The organism is Peribacillus sp. B-H-3, assembly GCF_048572925.1.
Classification (GTDB): domain Bacteria; phylum Bacillota; class Bacilli; order Bacillales; family DSM-1321; genus Peribacillus.
This window is the reverse complement of sequence record NZ_CP183879.1, coordinates 4,239,128-4,257,684: the sequence shown is the minus strand read 5'-3', so window position 1 is coordinate 4,257,684 and position 18,557 is coordinate 4,239,128. Positions and strand designations below refer to the sequence as shown.

Sequence of the window (18,557 nt, the reverse complement as noted above, 5' to 3'; positions counted from 1 at the left end):
CTGTGATTTCGCATATTTATCCGCAGCATTTTTCCGCCTGGAAGAAAAGAACATGATTAAAAAGGCATCTGCACAATTCGACAGTTTCCTGTTAACCCCTGCATGCCATAAAAGTTGTCGAGAAGAAGTCAAAGGAGAAATTGCTTCCAGCAAGAATACTTGTTAAAGAGATGTGCTGCAACAGAAAAGGGAGGGACTCAAAAATGAACCGCCAAACCCGGACAAAACAATTGATTCTCGATGCCGCTCTATATTTATTCCACTTAAAAGGATACCATGCCACTTCCATTCGGGATATTGCCGGGAAGGCGAAAGTCAATCCGGCAAATATAGCCTATTACTTTAAAAATAAACAGGGCTTGCTTGAATATTGCTTCACTTCATATTTAGAAGAGTATGTAAAAATTCTTGATATCAATATTCTTGAACTGGAGAGAAAAGGTCCAAAACTTTGCCTTAGCGGGCTGGTCCTGGATATTCTTGAGTTTCAAAAAAAGAATTTCCTCGCATCCAGCTTCATCTATGGAGAATCCTCCTGGGATTCCAGCTTGAACCGTGAAATCCTTTCAACCTATTTTACAAAAGAAAGATTTTACTTTCAATTGATATTGGAAAAAGGAATGAAAGAGCATGCTTTTCAAAACGTCTCCATTCCAGTATTCATTCTCCAGCTTAAAGGCCTGCTTTCTGCCCCTGTAATGCATTCCCATTATGCGATGGAGGTTTTGTATGTCTTTCCGCAGGAGAACTACTATAACTCCAAATATGGAAATGAAATAATTAAATTCCTGCAATCGGTGCTTTTTACTCCAGACTCAGAGATAATTGTTTATCGCGAGCCTCAATTATCCACTATGTAAGTCAGGAAGATTGGAGAATAGGGAGCAGTGTTTTATACCCTTGCCCCACATCTTTAGCCTGATGCGCATCAGATCCATAAATAAGGGGAATGCCGAGCTTCTTTGCATAAATGGCTATATCATCAGGCGGATAGGGCTCCATGCATAACGGTTTGAATAGTCCAGCTGCATTATAATCCAGCTGATAGCCTTTTCGGTAGACTTGATGAAGGATAGTATGCAAAGTATCGCCGAAGTTACGGCCAGATGGGTAATTCAGCTGGAATTTATGAGCAAGGGTGATATGGCCGATGCGAGTGGGCTTATATATCCCCAGATCAGCCTCAATGGATTTTTTAACGGCAATATAATACATAAAATAAACATTGTCCACAGAACCGGCAATGCGGGAAAGCTCCCCGAATACATCGGCACTGAAATCCATGCAGTACCATTTTTCCTTTGCATGGAGGAAATGGACAGATAAAATGCTGTCATCGAGAAACTTTCCGATCCTGTCAAGAAGCTCCCTGGTCTCTTTTTCAAAACCCTCTATATAATCTACTTCTAATCCGGCCTTAATCGTTATTTTGTCCTTGTAGACCTTTTTTAAGGATTCGATTTCCCGAAAATAATCCATAAGGAGCACAGGATCCATTCCGCTGTCTTTTTCGGGAGCTGGATCAGCAAATCCTTCAGGCAATGGAGCATGCTCTGTAAAGGTGATAGCTTCCATTCCAAGTTCGATGGCCCTCCCGATATATTCCTCGAATCCGTCATTTGAACCGTGCGGACAGTAGGGACTGTGCACATGTTGATCACTTTTCAACAAAACCCCTCCAATAAACATTCCATTCAAGCATATTTCTACAAAAAAATTCAATTTTCTAGTCAAAAATTATTGCTAACATGGTATCATAAAAGCATTGAAATGAACATTTATTGCATTTATATATAATGTAGAAGTACGGTGAGGCAAGAACAGGGGGCTTATGATGGAATACATACTTGGAGCGATTGCAGTAATACTGGCTTTTATTATTTGGGGGTATTTTTTTAAAAAGAAATATTTTAAAGAAATTGACCGTCTGGAATCATGGAAAATCGATATCATGAACCGCCCTGTGCTCGATGAGCTATCTAAGGTTAAACAGTTGAATATGACGGGGGAAACAGAAGAGATGTTTGAAAGATGGCGAAAGGAATGGGACGCTATCATTACCATCCATATGCCTGATGTCGAGGAGCTTCTGTTTGACGCAGAAGAATATATTGATAAGTACCGTTTTAAACGTTCAAGGGAAGTACAGCATAAACTGAAGTTGAAGCTGAAGGAAATTGAAGAGACCATTCAGAATATCCTTGAAGAACTAAATGATCTTGTCGGTAGCGAAGAAAAAAACCGGGAAGAAATTGAGGACGTCAAAGAAAATTACCGCACACTGAAAAAGAAACTGCTCGCCCATCATCACACATATGGAGCAGCTGCAGACAAGCTTGAGTTTATGCTTGATGAAGTTCTGGAAATCCTTCAGCAGTATGAAAGTGCCACAGAAAACGGCAACTACTTAAATGCGAGGGAGCTTGTCCTGACAATCAAGGGAAAGCTGGCAAATGCCGCCTCCAAAATGGATTTGCTTCCGCAGCTTGTAGCTGAAAGCAAAACTGCATTGCCGAATACCATTGCTGAACTGAAGGATGGATATGCAGAAATGATGCAGCAGGGCTACTCCCTGGATCACATCCAGTTTGAAAAGGAAGTCTCCCGCATTGAACGGGAACTTGGGTTATATGCGGAATACCTGGACAATGCAGAAACAGAAGAAGTGGAACAGGGAATTGCCGAAATGCATGATAATGTGAATGTATTATATGATCTGCTTGAAAAAGAAGTGTATGCAAGACAATTTATCCAGGCTAATGAAGAACTCCTTCAGGAAGAGATTTATAAACTGGAGTATGAAAATGATAAGTTGAAGGCTGAGGCAGCCATTGTCCAGCACAGCTACCATTTAACTGAAAGTGAATTGGAAGCCTACAGGATCTTAGAAAAACAGATTGCGCAGATTGCCAAAAAATATCCGGCCATAAGGATGAAGATTGAAGAAAATACTGTTGCAAGTTCTGAACTTAGCGAAGAGATCATCGAGATCGAAAAGCAGATAAAAGAGATTCAAGAAGAGCAAAATGTATTTTCGGGCAAGCTGCAGGCGCTCCGTAAGGACGAAATGGAAGCCAGGGAGGCACTTAAAACTCTCAGGGGGAAAATGTCCGACACAAGCCGCCTGATTACAAAAAGCAACATGCCTGGCCTTCCGGAATCATACAAGGCTGCTATGTATGCCGCAAAGGAAAGCTTTGAGGATGTTCATAACAAGCTGGAAGAAAAACCGCTGGATATGGCTTCGGTACATATTTATCTCGAAAAGGCAGTCGCTGTTGTCGATAGCCTCTACGAAAACACTGAAGAGCTGATCGAGCAAATGTTTTTATCGGAAAAGGTCATCCAATACGGCAACCGCTACCGCAGCCGCTATTCCTCTGTTGCTGATGCCCTGAAGGAAGCTGAAGAAAAATTCAGGACCTATGAATATGAAGCAGCATTAGAGATAGCTGCGAGTTCCATTGAAAAAGTGGAGCCGGGCAGCCTGAAAAAAATAGAAGCGAACCTTGATGAAATATTGACGAGGTAAAGAAGAAGCCTGCGCTAGCCGGCTTCTTCTTTTTGCTGGTCGAGTGCCCCCAGGATGGGGGTCACAAAGACGTTGCCGCAGGACGCGGTGTTCTTAGTCTTTGATTCTTTGCAAGGCGCTTGCGCTTTCTTTTTTCAAATGCGGGCAGATATGCTATTATAAATAGTTGAGTCTTGTCCATCCTTTTTCAGGCTTTGCAGTTATGTATTGTGCTTTGATGGTGGACTTGCCAGCAGCGATTTTATAAAATAGTGCGGCTTATTTTGCTGTATTCTATAGATATAGACGGACCATGGAGGCGGAAATCATGATTTATTTTGATAACAGTGCGACGACCAAGCCCTATCCAGAAGTCATTGAAGCCTTCGCAAAGGTTTCCTCTGAATACTTTGGGAATCCTTCATCGCTTCATGGAATGGGTGCCAGATCAGAGAAGCTCCTGTCTCAGGCCCGTAAGCAGGTTGCTGATTTGCTTGGTGCTGCTCCTTCAGAAGTATATTTCACCTCAGGAGGAACGGAAGGAAATAATCTTGCGGTCAAGGGAGCAGCTGAGGCGAATGCCAAGAGAGGGAAGCATATTATAACAACGGAAATTGAGCATGCTTCTGTGAAAGATGCCTGCCGTTATTTGGAAGGCAAGGGGTTTGAAGTGACATATCTTCCTGTTAACGAAGATGGGCTGATATCACTCTTGGATCTTAAAGAGGCTTTAAGAAGTGACACTATTCTTGTGTCTATTATGCATGTGAATAATGAAGTTGGATCCATACAGCCTATTGAAGAAATCGGCAGGATCGTATCCGGTTATCCACAGACCCTTTTTCATGTCGACCATGTCCAGGGAATTGGAAAAACCATGCTGAATCTTACATCCAGCCATATTGATTTATGCACCATTTCTGGCCATAAGTTTCATGCTTTAAAGGGGACAGGCGTATTATATAAAAGAAATGGTGTCAATATCTCTCCGCTATTTTCAGGCGGGAGCCAGGAATCGAAGGTAAGGAGCGGCACAGAAAATGTAGCGGGAATCGTTGCGCTGGCAAAGGCACTGCGCCTTACGCTTCAGCATCGGGAAAAAGATGGAGATAAACTTCTTGAAATCAGGGACTGTCTGTACTCAGGTCTTAAAGAAATGGACGCTGTCCTAATGAACAGCACGTTGAATGGGGCACCGCATATCATCAATTTCTCTATACCCGGAATCAAGTCAGAGGTATTCATTCATGCACTCGAAGCAAAAGATATCTTTGTTTCTACAACAAGCGCCTGTTCTTCCAAAAATAAGTCTGCCAGTGAAACGGTTATGAACATGTTCCGCAATAAGGCGAGGGCAGAAAGTGTGGTAAGAATCAGCCTTTCTTACCAAAACGATATAAAGGAAGCAAAAGAGGTCCTGGACGCTATCAGGGCAACGATAGAAAAATTACAAATGGTAATGGGGTAATAAAATTGAAATTTGACCATATCATCATACGATACGGAGAAATATCCACAAAAAAAAGAAATAGGAAAGCGTTTGTGGATAAACTCCGCGCCCATATTAAATGGACACTCAGGGATTTTGCGGAGATTAAGATTTCCTCCAGCAGGGATAGGATGTTTATTATCTTAAACGGTGCCGATCATGTGAGGATCATTGCTCTGCTCAAGGAAGTATTTGGCATCCAGTCGCTGAGTCCTGCATTAAAAACCGGCCTGGATATTGAAGAAGTGAAAAATGCTGCTTTATTTTATCTCAGCCAGCTGTCAGGAAGCATTGAGACATTCAAAATTTCAACAAGAAGAGCGGATAAAACCTATCCGTACAATACAGATGAAATGAATCATGCCCTTGGAGGACACCTTTTAAGAAATAGGGACGGGCTAAAGGTGGATGTAAGAAACCCTGATCTTAACTTAAGGGTTGAAATCAGGCAAGATGCCATTTATTTGACGGGTGAAATTATCCCGGGTGCTGGCGGCCTGCCATTTGGATCAAGCGGGAAAGCGATGCTTATGCTTTCTGGGGGAATAGACAGCCCGGTAGCCGGTTTTTTATCAATGAAACGCGGCCTGGACATAGAATGCATTCATTTTTACAGCCCGCCATTTACAAGCGAGCGATCTAAACAAAAAGTAATCGATCTTTCCAAAAAACTCGCCCAAGTTTATGGAAGTATGAAGCTTCATATTGTTCCGTTTACAGATGTCCAGATGCTGATACAAAAGCAGATACCAGAAAATTATACAATGACAGCCACCCGCAGGGCGATGCTGAAGATTGCCGACAAAATCCGCGAAAAGCAGGAAGGCCTGGCGATTATTACTGGAGAGAGCCTAGGACAGGTTGCCAGCCAGACGCTTAACAGCATGTTTGCGATAAATGAGGTTTCTAATACACCTATTCTCCGTCCGCTGATCATGATGGATAAAACGGAAATCATTGAACTGGCCAAGGAACATGATACACTTGAAATTTCCAATCTTCCTTATGAGGACTGCTGTACGGTCTTTACTCCAGCAAGCCCCAAAACAAAGCCAAAGCGCGAAAAGGTTAATTTTTACGAAAGCTTTGTAGATTTTGAATCGTTAATTGAAGAAGCTGTTGCCAAGACAGAAATAATGAGTTTGACTCCGGAACAGGAAATCGGTCTCCTGAAAGATTCTGAGGACTTATTCTAAAAATATTTCATAATATTCCCAGATATAATATATGAATGATGCCATGTGTTTCTGCACAATCTATTACCACAAGGAGGTGAAGAACACATGGCAAATAACAGAAATCAATTGTTAGTTCCTGGTGTATCACAAGCTCTTGAACAAATGAAATACGAAATTGCAAATGAATTCGGCGTCCAGCTAGGCGCTGACACAACTTCTCGCGCTAACGGATCCGTTGGCGGAGAAATAACTAAGCGTTTAGTACAAATGGCGGAACAGCAATTAGGCGGTTACCAAAGGTAATTTATATACTGGCTGCAAAGAAGCGGGTCTCTGGCCCGTTTCTTTTTTTGGGTTTTATACATTTGACCAGTAAGTCATATACATTATTTCGTGATAAAGGAGAATTTAATGAAAATTTTAAAGTATCTGAATTATTTAGTATAATGAAGGTAGAAGCTAAAATGTACTCAGAGAGGGGAAACACAATGAATCGAAGTGAACTGCTGGCACCCGCGAAATATAACCTGGTCAGCGAAATAGAGAAGTATGCCGGCAATCCTGAAAAGCTTGCCCTGCAATGGGAAGATGAAGCTGGTTCAAAAAAAGAAATTACATATGAACGTTTGCTTAAGAACGCAAATAAGATTGGGAACGCTTTCCTGAGCGCTGGCCTTAAAAAGGGGGACACCCTATTAATTATTATTCCGAGGCTTATTGAAGCCTACGAGGTTTATATTGCAGCCTTAAAGCTTGGGATGGTTGTTATCCCGAGTTCGGAAATGCTGAGGGCAAAAGATATCCAGTATAGAATTCACCACGGTGAGGTAAAGGGAATCGTAAGCTATTATCCGTTTATCGATCAAATTAATGAAGTGGAAGAAGCTGCATCGCTTGTTAAGTTTTCTGTAGGAAAAGAAGCGGATTCCTGGAAGCTTCTTAGTGAAACGGCCAATAATGAGCCAGATCAGCTGGATATGGCAGAAACCAATGCATCGGATATGGCATTCTTATCTTATACATCAGGCACGACAGGAAATCCTAAAGGAGTGGTCCATACCCATGGGTGGGCATTTGCTCATTTAAAGACAGCAGCCCCTAAATGGCTTGCAGTAACGGAAAATGATGTTGTCTGGGCAACAGCAGGACCTGGCTGGCAGAAGTGGATTTGGAGCCCGTTTTTATCCGTGCTTGGCTCCGGGGCAACCGGGCTTGTTTATCACGGAAAATTCGAACCGGAAAAGTATTTGCAGCTCATGCAGGATTATAAAGTGAATGTTCTTTGCTGCACACCGACAGAGTACCGCCTGATTGCAAAAGTGGATGGCTTGCAGAATTATAAGCTTGAAGGGCTGCACAGTGCCGTGTCAGCGGGCGAGCCGCTGAACAGGGAGGTTATCGAAACTTTCCGGAAGCATTTTAATATTGATGTGAGGGATGGGTATGGCCAAACGGAAAACACCCTTTTGGTCGGTGTCATAAAAGGAATGGAAATGAAACCGGGATCCATGGGAAAACCCACACCCGGAAATAGGGTTGAAATCATTGATGAAGATGGCCAGCCATGCAAGACGGGAGAAGTAGGGGATATTGCTGTCCATACCGAAACGCCTGCTTTATTTAAAAAATACTTTAAAGATGCGGAAAGAACAGCCATGCAATTCCGGGGTGATTATTATGTGACCGGTGACAGGGCTTCAAGAGATGAAGATGGATACTTCTGGTTCGAGGGACGGTCAGATGACATCATTATCAGTTCAGGGTATACGATTGGACCGTTTGAAGTGGAAGACGCCCTGGTCAAACACCCTTTCGTAAAGGAATGTGCAGTAGTGGCCAGTCCCGATGAAATCCGGGGCCATATTGTAAAGGCCTATGTTGTACTGCGTGACGAAGCGGAAGCAGGTAATCCGGAATTAATTTCCGTCCTCCAGGAGCATGTGAAAAGCCTGACTGCCCCTTATAAGTATCCAAGAAAGATTGATTTTATTAAGGAGCTCCCTAAAACGGCTTCAGGAAAAATACGCAGAATTGAATTGAGGCAAAGAGAAGAGACGATTTTAAAATAAAAGAATGAAAATGGAAGCACCGCAGTAACAAAACGGTACTCTTCTGGGAATAATTATATTAAAGCATATAATATTAGCACAAGGAGCCCAAATTGGAGCTCCTTTTCCTTTTAGTACGCACAATATTCCGAGCTGTTCATCATTCTTTCAAAAAAATCATTTTTTTCTAATCTATATTCATCCATTGATTTCCCTTCGAAGTTTCTTTTCAATTCATCGTACTCTTCTCTAAGTTCATCATTCGTTAGCAAGACATCTCGAATTTTCCAAAAAATATCTAAGTCCGAATTAATCACCGTTAATTGAACACCTAACGGTAATAGTAAAGAGTCATCTTTGAATGCTCTAAAAAAATCTGTTTTTGTGCTTCCTTCATTTGTATCATATAGAGTTGAAAGTAATTCAGCAGCCTTTGTAAAATCTTCTTTGGGTATGCGCACTTGAATATCTAAATCACCTTTTGTTATTGAATCTGGAATAGCGGTACTCCCGATATGTTGAATATCCACATGTGGAAGCAGTGTCAGGATTCTTGACTTTTGGTTTGAAAATAATTTATTTGCCAACTCTTTTATTTTACTTTGTTCAAGAAAATTCACTGATTCCATATTGTTTATATACACCCCGTTTTTTCATTGAAAATTATCTAGTCCTTGATTATACAAAGAAGAACTTTATAAATAGAATTAGTTTTTGCAGAAGTATTTAGCCCGCTATTTTTTTACTTATCTATCATTATCTAAGTCACTATCAAAGAAAATATTTTTTAGCTTCTGTATTTTCATACTTCTTCTCAAGATGTTTGCCGACGATAGAATGATTAATGCCTTCTTTGACTGCTGTTTTAATAACTAAATATAGGATGAATAAACCAATAATATACAAAATAATAGATATAAGAGTTTGCATTAAAAATCCCCCTGTCATTCTTTATCACCGTTAAGCCCCGAAAAGTGTGTCTTTTGCATCAGTAATCGGCAAATACTTCGGAAGCTTTCAACGACACAGCACATTTTCAGTTCATCAAACCTTTTGATGCAAAAACAGCCAGCAGCATTTCCGTACATATATTTTTAAATTTTATTTGGCTTTCAGTAATCATTTTGACTGCTGTAATTGCTTCACTGTTTCTAAAGCAATGGTAATTGCCAGGGCTCTGCAAGCAAAATTTGATAACTGCTATTATACTATGAATTTCCATTGATTAAGAGAAGCTTGCAGAAATATTGTTAGAATATTTACATAATGTTACACTTTAAGAAAATATAAAACACAGCTAAAAGGAAGTGCAGCTTTGTGGGGATTTTATGGGGCAATGGAAATATATACACAATGATTGAAGAAGGCAGCAAGGTTGAAGCTTTATTTACTGAACAAGGAACAATTATTGAAGCAGGAGAGGCTTCAGAGCTCGAGAAAAAATATCATTCAAGGATTACAGAAAGAATCAATCTGAATCATGCCACAATGATCCCGGGGCTTGTTGACAGCCATATGCATATAGTCGGGCATGGAGAGAGGCTGATGAGGCTGGATCTTTCAGAGATGAAAAGCCGTGAAGAAGTTTTGCATGCCGTCAGTGAAAAATGCAGGGTCACACCAGAGGGCCGCTGGGTTGTAGCAGAAGGCTGGAACGAAAATGAATGGATGGATTCCACTCTTATATTATCTGATGATTTGGATGCGATATCTGGGACTCATCCTGTGATCTTAAAGAGGATTTGCCGTCATGCCTTAGTCGCAAATTCAAGAGCCATGAAGGAAGCAGCTGTGGCGCAGGATGTGAAAGAGCCGGCGGGAGGGGTGATCGGCAGATATCCTGACGGCCGGCTGAATGGGATGTTTAAGGAAGACCCGGCCCAGGAGCTTGTGCAAAACAGCATCCCGGGCATTACAAGGGAATACATAGAAACAGCTCTCCGTATGGCAATCTCTGATTGTTACCGGCTTGGGCTGACTGGCTGCCATACGGAAGATCTGCATTATTACAATGGTTTTTTGCCGACCTATGAAGCTTTTGTTACAGTAATTGAAGAAGAAGGAATGAGCTTTAGGGCAAATTTGCTTGTCCATCATGAAGCGGCCGCTGATATGCATGACCTCGGCTACTCGTACAGAGACGGAACAAAGTACATTGAATTTGATAGCATGAAGATTTTCGCGGATGGATCATTAGGCGGAAATACGGCTCTTTTAAGCAAGCCGTATTCAGATCAGCCGGAAACACAGGGCGTTGCCATTTTTACGCCGGGGGAACTGAAGGAATTAGTAAAAAAAGCAAGGTCCTTGAACATGCCTGTTGCCATTCATGCAATTGGGGATTTGGCCTTTGAGTACGCCCTCGATGCCATTGAAGCCTTTCCGCCCAAACAAGGTTTAAGAGACCGGCTGATTCACGCCCAGATCATGAGAAAGGACCTGATTCACCGCGCCAAATCATTGCCGCTTATCTTTGATATTCAGCCTGGATTTGTACCTTCCGATTTTCCATGGGTTATAGAGAAGGTCAGCAGTGATTTAATAGAGCAAAGTTATGCATGGAAAACCTATCTGGATGAAGGGATACATTGTGCAGGCGGCTCAGATGCGCCGATTGAAAAACTTAACCCGTTTTTGGGCATCCACGCAGCCGTAACCAGAACAAAGCCGGACAGCCAGAATGGGGAAGTATTTGGAGAAGATCAGTGCCTTTCTGTATATGAGGCAGTGTCTTTATATACAAAAGGAAGTGCCTACGCAATTGGCCAGGAGCAGAAGCGGGGCAAAATTGCGCCAGGGTATGCGGCTGATTTTACCGTGCTGGACACTAATATTTTTTCTGCGGAAAAGTCAGATCTGCTGACAGTTCGTGCGGTCATGACGGTTGTGGATGGCAGGATCGTATATAAATCCAGGGATTGCGATTTATGATATATTATTTGTTTTAAGAAACGAAGGAAAGAAGGAAGAAGATGAAACACGAAAACGAAAAAGAAGGCATATTTTATGCCGCCCTTTCATATGTGATTTGGGGAATCATCCCTATCTACTGGAAATTTGTACAGCAGGTTCAGCCGTACGAAATCCTGGCTCACAGAATCATCTGGTCATTTGTCTTTATGGCTGCCCTTTTAGTATTCACAAAGAAATGGAAGCTGTTCACCGCTTATCTTAAACAAATATCAAAGGAGCCAAGGAAATTATTTGCTCTTTTCGCTGCGTCCCTGCTGGTAAGCGCAAACTGGGGAGTTTTTATTTGGGCCGTAAATTCAAATCATATACTTGAGACGAGCCTTGGCTATTATATTAATCCTCTTGTCAGTGTCTTATTGGGCGTCATTGTTTTGAAGGAACGCTTATCCAAAGCACAGGTCCTGTCTTTTTGCTTAGCCGCAGCAGGGGTGCTTATTCTTGGAATTCACTTTGGCTCCATACCATGGGTATCACTCATTCTGGCCATTACCTTTGGCTTATATGGCCTTGCCAAAAAGATGATCAGTGCAGATTCAGCTATAGGCCTGACATTGGAGACGATGATGGTGACTCCGCTTGCACTGGGCTATTGCGTGTATCTTGCTTTATCATCAAATTCTTCATTTTTCGGATCAGGATCTGTCAGTCTTTTTCTGATAGGAGGAGGGATTGCAACAGCCCTTCCGCTTTTGTACTTTGCTAAGGGAGCTCAATTGGTTCCTTTATCGATGCTCGGCTTTCTTCAATATATTGCCCCGACCTTGACATTGATTCTGGGAGTGTTTGTTTATCATGAAACATTCACTAAAACACATCTAGTGGCCTTCATTTTCATTTGGAGCGCGTTGGCCATATACTCCCTCTCCAAGACCAAGTGGGGGACAGCCGGTGCAGGAAGAATGAAAGGAAAAAGAAAAATCGGCGCATGAAAAAAATAGAGATGGCAAATATGCCATCTCTATAAAAATGTCCTTCTGACTTTTTCCCAAAATGAGTTATCTTTTAATTTGACCGTTTTAATTTGCCTGCTGCTTAAATTTACTTTTATTTGATTCACATGCCGGATGCTCATGGCTTCGTTATCCATGCCGATTGTCGGGTATTCATTGCCATTTTGAGAAACGTGGACTGTCAAAGATCTATTTTCCCCAAGGATGAATGAAGAGCCGAGCGTGCGATATGTATTATTATTCAAAGAAGCCAGTTCGCTGACCTGAAAACAGGGCAGGGAAGGATCGACAACAGCGCCGTTCACCGATTTATTATATGCTGTACTTCCTGTAGGAGTGGCAATCACTATGCCATCACCCCGAAAGGTTTCAAAATGGATGTTATCAATGAACAAATCCATGACCACGGTTTTAATAACAGATGAACGGATGCTCAATTCGTTAAGGGCGTAAAAGGAAGGCTGATCATCAAGAGTGATTTCAATGGTCGGATACCTCCGCACCTCTATTTGTTCCTGTGTCATGGAATCAATCATCTTGCTCGTATCATCCAATAAGAAGTCACAGTACATATTTAAGTTTCCTCCGGTTGAAATTCCCGCATATAGACAATCCTCCCTGAATCCGGTTTTCCGGACAGCCTGAAGGAAGGTCCCGTCACCGCCGACACTTAAGATTATGTTGGCCTGTCTGGCATCCTTAACAATATTAAAGGAATACCGCTCTGCTAAATCATGCAGCGGGCGGATTTTTTCAAGCATATCAGATGAATTTGTATGGAAAAAATAAATATTTCGGCGATTGGACATCATTTTTCCTCCCGTTCATTTTTTCAAGCTTTTGATGCTCCTCAAAAGAATTCATCCTGGAGCAAATCAGAGTCTTCACTGTGAAATCAGTTTATCATGAAGAATGGCATTTTACATGTAAGAGATTTCAAAATGCAGGATCCATATTAAAACTAGAAAGTGATGGAATTGAACTCCCTCTATTAAGCTGCCTTGCTTCAAATAATAACACCCATTACAAACCTGTATAGCCCTGCTTTCAGGTTTATTTTTTTGCCTTCATGCGAATACTGGAAAGCTGAAGGGATGTGAGCTTATCATCTGGATTTTGTATCTTTTTCTTTTTCTTATAGGTGTACTTTTCCTGCTTTTTTTTACAAAGGTGAAGGTAATTATTTTCTATAACTGCCAGCAAGGACAAAATCAATTGACTATTAAGCTCCGTTCCTGGTTTGGCCTGCTTCGCTATACCATTCATGTTCCAGAAAGGGACGAAGATGATTCTGAAAAAATGCATAAAAGGAAAATGGCTGCTGAAGACGCAATAAATTCGGCAGGCGATTTTTTCAGCAGTGCTGAGGATATAAAGGGAATTTTGGGACATATAGGCGCGGTCCATCGTATAATGAAGAATTTCTTAAGAAAAGTACGGCTCTCAAAGTTTGAATGCCATACATCTATTGGGGCAGGAGATGCTGCATTAACGGCTGTCCTGTCAGGGGGGATTCTGGCGCTTCAATCATGGATAATTGCCCTTCTCTGTATGTATGTAACATGTAAAATAGTTCCTTCTTATTCTGTGACTCCTGTTTTCCAAAAACCTGCTGCAGGGATTGTTCTTTCTTGTATATTTCAATTTAGGTTAGGAAAAGCTATTTTGGCAGGTATTAAACTGTTTCGTTATTGGAAAAGCATACATGCTGAATCTGAAAAAGATAGTATGCAAAATTTTGCGGCTGATTCAAACGGACAAACATTTTAGAAGGAGGAACATGAAATGTCAGACCATCCAATTCAAGGCTTAATGACAGCGGCAATGGAAAATCTTAAAGAAATGGTTGATGTGAATACTATTATTGGAGATCCGGTGGAAACGCCTGATGGCAGTGTCATTTTGACGGTTTCCAAGGTTGGCTTCGGATTTGCTGCCGGGGGAAGCGAATTCTCAGGGAACAATCAAAGCCATGACAGCTCTGCTTCACAGCCATTTGGCGGCGGCAGCGGCGGGGGCGTTTCCATTACTCCGATTGCCTTTTTAATCGTAGGGTCACAGGGTATTAAGATGCTTCACCTGAATGATGGGACGCATTTAATGGAAAAGCTTCTTGATGCAGCACCAGCTGTCATCGATAAAATTCAGTCCTTGCTTTCTAAAAGCGGCATGAATAAAGATCAGATAAATGGCAGCCAAAGCGTATCAGGCGAGCCTGACAGAAGAGACCATGACAGGCGGGAAAAAGGAAGCAGGGACCATGATGAAAAACCGGACCGGCGCCCGCAGAGACAGGATTTTGATTTTTAATAAAGGCTCTTTTCTTAAAGATTGTAGGTTTTTAATATGTTCTGTGAAGCGATCCCGTTGTTAAACCAGGTTGATTGGAGTGTAAGGTGCGAGACTCCTGTGGGATTAGCGGGAAGGTGAGACCCCGCAAGCGAGCTGAGGAGGCTCACCGCCCGCCCCACGGAAAGCGAGCATCCTGGAGCGGAGATCAACCCCTTGTTCCATAGCAGCAAAGTTTACGAAAACAGCCTTAATAAAAAAGCGGAATTTGAATGTGCATCAGGGCAAGAAATCTTCAGCAAGAATGTGCCGAAGCTATTTCTGCCTTTTTCCTGTTTATAAAATATAAGGCGGGAAAAATCCATGTAAAGCTGATCCAAATGATTGCAAAAATTCACTGGACATCCTATCATGAAGAATAAGAATACATATTAAGCAATTAAGGGAGGATTTCTGAATGGCATCTGTTACGTTTATAAATAACCCGGTCACACTTATCGGCAATGAAGTGAAAGCTGGTGACAAAGCACCCGATTTTACTGTTCTTGCCAATGATTTATCAGAAGTGAAGCTAAGCGATTCAAAAGGTTCAGTACGGATTATCAGTGTAGTTCCTTCTGTTGATACTGGTGTGTGCGATGCACAGACAAGACGTTTTAATGAAGAAGCTTCAAAAGTAGATGGAGTTAAGGTGTTAACTATCAGCGCCGATCTTCCTTTTGCCCAAAAACGCTGGTGTGCTGCAAGCGGCCTTGAAAATGTACAGGTTTTATCCGACCACCGCGATTTATCGTTTGGTGAAGCATATGGCGTAGTCATGAAAGAGCTCCGTTTATTGGCTCGTGCCGTATTTGTTGTAGACAGCAATGATACAGTTACTTATGCGGAGTATGTCAGCGAAGGCACCAATCACCCTGACTATGAAAGTGCCGTGGCAGCTGCAAAAGCAGCTGAGTAAAGGATTGCCTTTCAGCCGTTTCCATAACAAAGCGTTCTGCGGATGACTGCCAGTTTGCTTGTCGGCATGTTCTTATTCGCGTCCAGCGCAAGCAGCCTGGCCCCTGAAGTCCTGAAGGCAAAAACGCCTTCTTATGATTTTTCCTGGGGCTGTACATGGCGCTTGCGCTTTTGTTTTGCTATTGGTATGACCCTGCAGGCTTATTGAGCGCGAATGGCAGCATAGGCGTGGTATAATAATCGTTTGGATAAACCGTTTCTACTTTTAAAATGGCTCTTTTTTTTAGATTGTTTTTTAATAATGAGTTCTGTTAGGATTCGATTAGAAAACGGGCTGATTGGAGCGTAAGGTGCGAGACTCCTGCGGGGGATTAGCGGGACAGGTGAGAACCCAGGCACGCAGCTGAGGATGCTCACCGCCCGCCCCGCGGAAAGCGGGCATCCTGGAGCGGAAATCAGCCGCCTTGTTCCATAACAGCAGAGTTTACGAAAAAAGCCTTTAAAATCGGGCTATGCCCTGCCATATAAAAAGGAAATGATAAACATTAACAGGAGGAATGAACGTTGAACTTCACCCCAATTGAAGAACTGTTCCATCAGCTTGATGAAACAGCTAAAATTTTACAAGAAGAGCTTTCCTGTACATACCTTGATGCATTAGGTGAAACTGGAGAAAATCTGTTTCAGGGCAAGGTTCTGCAGGAAGATATCAGCGAGATATCAGAGAAAAGGCTGAACAAACAATATGCAGAGTTCTCTTTGGATAAATACGGAAAAGAAGAAATCAGGAAAGCCTTTCAGCTGGCTATATTGAAGGGCATGAAAGAAAACGTCCAGCCTAACCACCAAATGACTCCAGACGCTGTTGGAATGTTTGTAAGCTACCTTATAGGCAAATTTATGAATAACAGCAAACAGTTTACCCTTCTGGATCCTGCTGCAGGTACAGGGAATCTTCTTTTTACGATTTTAAACCAGCTGACACAGCATGAAATATCCTCTTTTGGATCAGATGTGGATGAAACACTTATCAGGCTTGCATACTGCGGGGCAAATTTGCAGGAGCATCCAGTTGAATTATTCAACCAGGACAGTCTTGAACCGTTATTCATTGATCCAGCTGATGCTGTAGTGAGCGATCTGCCTGTGGGATATTATCCGAATGATGTACGTGCAGCAGAATATGAGCTTGCCAGGGAAACTGGGCATTCCTACGCACATCACTTGTTCATAGAACAAGGAGTCAATCATGTTAAGGACGGGGGATATTTATTTTATATTGTGCCAAACAACCTGTTTCTTTCAGACGAGGCCCCGAGGCTTAACCAGTACCTAAAAGAGCATACATATATCCAAGGCCTTGTACAGCTTCCATTATCCATGTTCAAAAACGAGGCAGCAGCAAAAAGCATCCTTATTCTCCAAAAGAAAAAAGAGGGAATCAAGGCTCCGAAAAATACCATGCTTGTACAGCTTCCAAAGCTTTCTGATATGGAAGCAACCCAAGCGATGATGAATAAAATGAACGAATGGTTCAAGGAAGAAAAATAACAGACAAAAAGCTGATGCATAAAAAAGTAACGGGTTCGGTTCTGAAGTACAAAATTCGGATTAGCTGCTAAATTCTCAGTAAAATTAGCATATAAATCAACAAACGAATTAACATAATAAATCGGCATAAAAAATGCTCAGAGTATAAAAACTCTGAGCATTTTTAAAATAAGGGCTTATTGAACTAAAGGTTAGTTAAGGAAGATGGTAATTCCAATAATTAATATCATTGTATATTATCCTATTCAACAGATTTAAAGGGAATATTATCTATTTGCTGACACTAAAAAAGACAATATTTGAGGGACTCTTTCTCTGAAGAAAAAATAATTATGTTCCGCATCGTTAATAATTTCAAACTTTACATTTGATATTTTCTCTCTTAAATGTTCATAAATGGAATTATTTGAAGCTACAAATTCCTTGCTAATTAAATCTTCACCTGATGCTTCTTTAGTTCCGCAGTCCAAGTAAAAATCTTCAATCGATGATAAACTGGAACTTCTTAATAACTTCTCTAGTTCCTCCTGGTTACGATAAAAGGCAGAAGAAATAGCAGCTACTTTGGTGAAAATGTGAGGATAACGGCACGCAGCAAAAGTGGAAATTAGTCCTCCTAGTGAAATTCCCGCCATCGCAGTATGGTCTTTTAATGTAAGGTATTTATTATCTATGAATGGCTTTAGTTCATTTACGATAAAGTCTATGTACTCGGTCCCTTTTCCACCTTCTGAACTAGTATAACCTAATATTTTCTTGCTGTATTCTCCGCTCACCCAAGGACAATATTCATTTTTTCGGTCTTTACTATGGTCTATACCGACAACAATAACTTCCAATCCAATCTCATCTAAGTAGTTTTCGAGTTCTAAAGATTTGCCACCAATTGCATCATTATCACGAAAAACATTTTGCCCATCGTGCATATACAATACGGGGTACCTCTTATTTTCCTTGTTGTAATTTTTAGGTAGATATACTCTAATCAGTCTTTCTTGTTCAAACGGAGTTATATATACAGGAAATATTTCTAACACGAGTATTCCGCCTTTCATTATCATTTCTATATTTTTATTTTATTTTTGATTTAATCTCTCTTGCAGCTTTGTTGAACTGACATTTGCTTAGCCGAATAACACCCCTCTTAATTTTAACAAAAACATCTACTAAACCATCATTATAAATATAAAAACCAGTAAAACAATGGACAACCGCTTTAACATATGAATTCGCAGAGTGACACAAACTTCTGTCACCTTACTAAAAGGGGTACGAATTACGGTGCTCCTTTACTCTCAATTTGACTAGAAACCTCGTAATATCAACAAAGAAAGGCAGTCTAATTCGTATGCGAATCGGAATGCTGATTAGTGTGTTATTTAATGTTTTGTATTCGAAAACAGAACCCGTTATTAAAAAAGGCATCAGCTTTTTTGTCTGTCTTCATGCCTGGGGAATTGCATCAAGCAGGATATATCGGGGTAAAGCAGAATAAAACGGATTGATCCAGAAATAAATGGCTGCAGTGCAGGGAAAATTCTGAATTGATTTACTTCTGAATGAAAGCGCAGCCAAAATGCATTTTGAATTGATAGGCAGTCTATTCAATGT

General features: G+C 41.3%; 17 protein-coding genes. 12 read left to right on the top strand and 5 right to left on the bottom strand.

Annotation, left to right across the window (positions count from 1 at the left end; genetic code table 11):
• The first annotated feature begins 203 nt into the window (after positions 1–203).
• A complete protein-coding gene (refZ, locus tag ACN6MY_RS21200; RefSeq protein WP_419881939.1) occupies positions 204–860 on the top strand; it encodes a forespore capture DNA-binding protein RefZ in 657 nt (218 codons plus the stop codon).
• Between the two features lies 1 nt (position 861).
• Here the strand turns inward: refZ and hisJ are convergent, their stop codons facing one another.
• Positions 862–1,668 (bottom strand): histidinol-phosphatase HisJ, encoded by an 807-nt coding sequence (gene hisJ / locus ACN6MY_RS21195; RefSeq protein ID WP_419881938.1) that lies wholly within the window; start codon positions 1,666–1,668, stop codon positions 862–864.
• Between the two features lie 163 nt (positions 1,669–1,831).
• Here hisJ and ezrA point away from each other — a divergent pair, with 163 nt between their 5' ends.
• From ezrA to mbcS, 5 genes are all read left to right on the top strand, one after another.
• Positions 1,832–3,532, top strand: a complete 1,701-nt coding sequence (gene ezrA / locus ACN6MY_RS21190) for a septation ring formation regulator EzrA (protein WP_419881937.1) — start codon at positions 1,832–1,834, stop codon at positions 3,530–3,532.
• A 307-nt stretch (positions 3,533–3,839) separates the two neighbouring features.
• Positions 3,840–4,979 (top strand): cysteine desulfurase family protein, encoded by a 1,140-nt coding sequence (locus ACN6MY_RS21185; protein WP_419881936.1) that lies wholly within the window; start codon positions 3,840–3,842, stop codon positions 4,977–4,979.
• A gap of 5 nt (positions 4,980–4,984) precedes the next feature.
• Positions 4,985–6,196 carry a tRNA uracil 4-sulfurtransferase ThiI gene (gene thiI, locus ACN6MY_RS21180; RefSeq protein ID WP_419881935.1) on the top strand — a complete coding sequence of 404 codons (1,212 nt, stop codon included), beginning with the start codon at positions 4,985–4,987 and terminating at the stop codon, positions 6,194–6,196.
• A gap of 87 nt (positions 6,197–6,283) precedes the next feature.
• Positions 6,284–6,481, top strand: a complete 198-nt coding sequence (locus ACN6MY_RS21175) for a small, acid-soluble spore protein, alpha/beta type (RefSeq protein WP_419881934.1) — start codon at positions 6,284–6,286, stop codon at positions 6,479–6,481.
• A gap of 185 nt (positions 6,482–6,666) precedes the next feature.
• Complete coding sequence (gene mbcS / locus ACN6MY_RS21170) at positions 6,667–8,247, top strand: acyl-CoA synthetase MbcS (RefSeq protein ID WP_419881933.1); 1,581 nt, start codon at positions 6,667–6,669, stop codon at positions 8,245–8,247.
• A gap of 110 nt (positions 8,248–8,357) precedes the next feature.
• On the opposite strand, the gene ACN6MY_RS21165 is transcribed toward mbcS, so the two are convergent.
• Together ACN6MY_RS21165 and ACN6MY_RS21160 are read right to left on the bottom strand one after the other, a co-directional pair.
• Positions 8,358–8,855 (bottom strand): GrpB family protein, encoded by a 498-nt coding sequence (locus tag ACN6MY_RS21165; RefSeq protein ID WP_419881932.1) that lies wholly within the window; start codon positions 8,853–8,855, stop codon positions 8,358–8,360.
• 142 nt (positions 8,856–8,997) lie between these two features.
• A complete protein-coding gene (locus tag ACN6MY_RS21160; protein WP_419881931.1) occupies positions 8,998–9,156 on the bottom strand; it encodes a hypothetical protein in 159 nt (52 codons plus the stop codon).
• A 387-nt stretch (positions 9,157–9,543) separates the two neighbouring features.
• Between ACN6MY_RS21160 and ACN6MY_RS21155 the strand changes: the two genes are divergently transcribed.
• A complete protein-coding gene (locus ACN6MY_RS21155) occupies positions 9,544–11,157 on the top strand; it encodes an amidohydrolase (protein WP_419881930.1) in 1,614 nt (537 codons plus the stop codon).
• Positions 11,158–11,198: 41 nt separating this feature from the next.
• Complete coding sequence (gene rarD, locus ACN6MY_RS21150; RefSeq protein WP_419881929.1) at positions 11,199–12,128, top strand: EamA family transporter RarD; 930 nt, start codon at positions 11,199–11,201, stop codon at positions 12,126–12,128.
• 29 nt (positions 12,129–12,157) lie between these two features.
• On the opposite strand, the gene ACN6MY_RS21145 is transcribed toward rarD, so the two are convergent.
• A complete protein-coding gene (locus ACN6MY_RS21145) occupies positions 12,158–12,958 on the bottom strand; it encodes an NAD kinase (RefSeq protein ID WP_419884242.1) in 801 nt (266 codons plus the stop codon).
• 406 nt (positions 12,959–13,364) lie between these two features.
• On the opposite strand from ACN6MY_RS21145, the gene ACN6MY_RS21140 reads away from it, so the two are divergent.
• The 4 genes from ACN6MY_RS21140 to ACN6MY_RS21125 all read left to right on the top strand — a co-directional run bounded on the left by ACN6MY_RS21140 (position 13,365) and on the right by ACN6MY_RS21125 (position 16,946).
• Complete coding sequence (locus tag ACN6MY_RS21140) at positions 13,365–13,919, top strand: DUF2953 domain-containing protein (RefSeq protein ID WP_419881928.1); 555 nt, start codon at positions 13,365–13,367, stop codon at positions 13,917–13,919.
• A 15-nt stretch (positions 13,920–13,934) separates the two neighbouring features.
• Positions 13,935–14,459, top strand: coding sequence for a GerW family sporulation protein (ytfJ, locus tag ACN6MY_RS21135; RefSeq protein ID WP_419881927.1), 525 nt, complete (start codon positions 13,935–13,937; stop codon positions 14,457–14,459).
• 436 nt (positions 14,460–14,895) lie between these two features.
• Positions 14,896–15,396, top strand: coding sequence for a thiol peroxidase (gene tpx / locus ACN6MY_RS21130; RefSeq protein WP_419881926.1), 501 nt, complete (start codon positions 14,896–14,898; stop codon positions 15,394–15,396).
• A gap of 563 nt (positions 15,397–15,959) precedes the next feature.
• Positions 15,960–16,946 carry a class I SAM-dependent methyltransferase gene (locus ACN6MY_RS21125; RefSeq protein WP_419881925.1) on the top strand — a complete coding sequence of 329 codons (987 nt, stop codon included), beginning with the start codon at positions 15,960–15,962 and terminating at the stop codon, positions 16,944–16,946.
• 266 nt (positions 16,947–17,212) lie between these two features.
• On the opposite strand, the gene ACN6MY_RS21120 is transcribed toward ACN6MY_RS21125, so the two are convergent.
• The gene (locus ACN6MY_RS21120; RefSeq protein WP_419881924.1) at positions 17,213–17,983 is read right to left on the bottom strand and encodes an alpha/beta hydrolase; all 771 of its coding nucleotides are present in this window, start codon (positions 17,981–17,983) and stop codon (positions 17,213–17,215) included.
• Between the last annotated feature and the right edge of the window lie 574 nt (positions 17,984–18,557).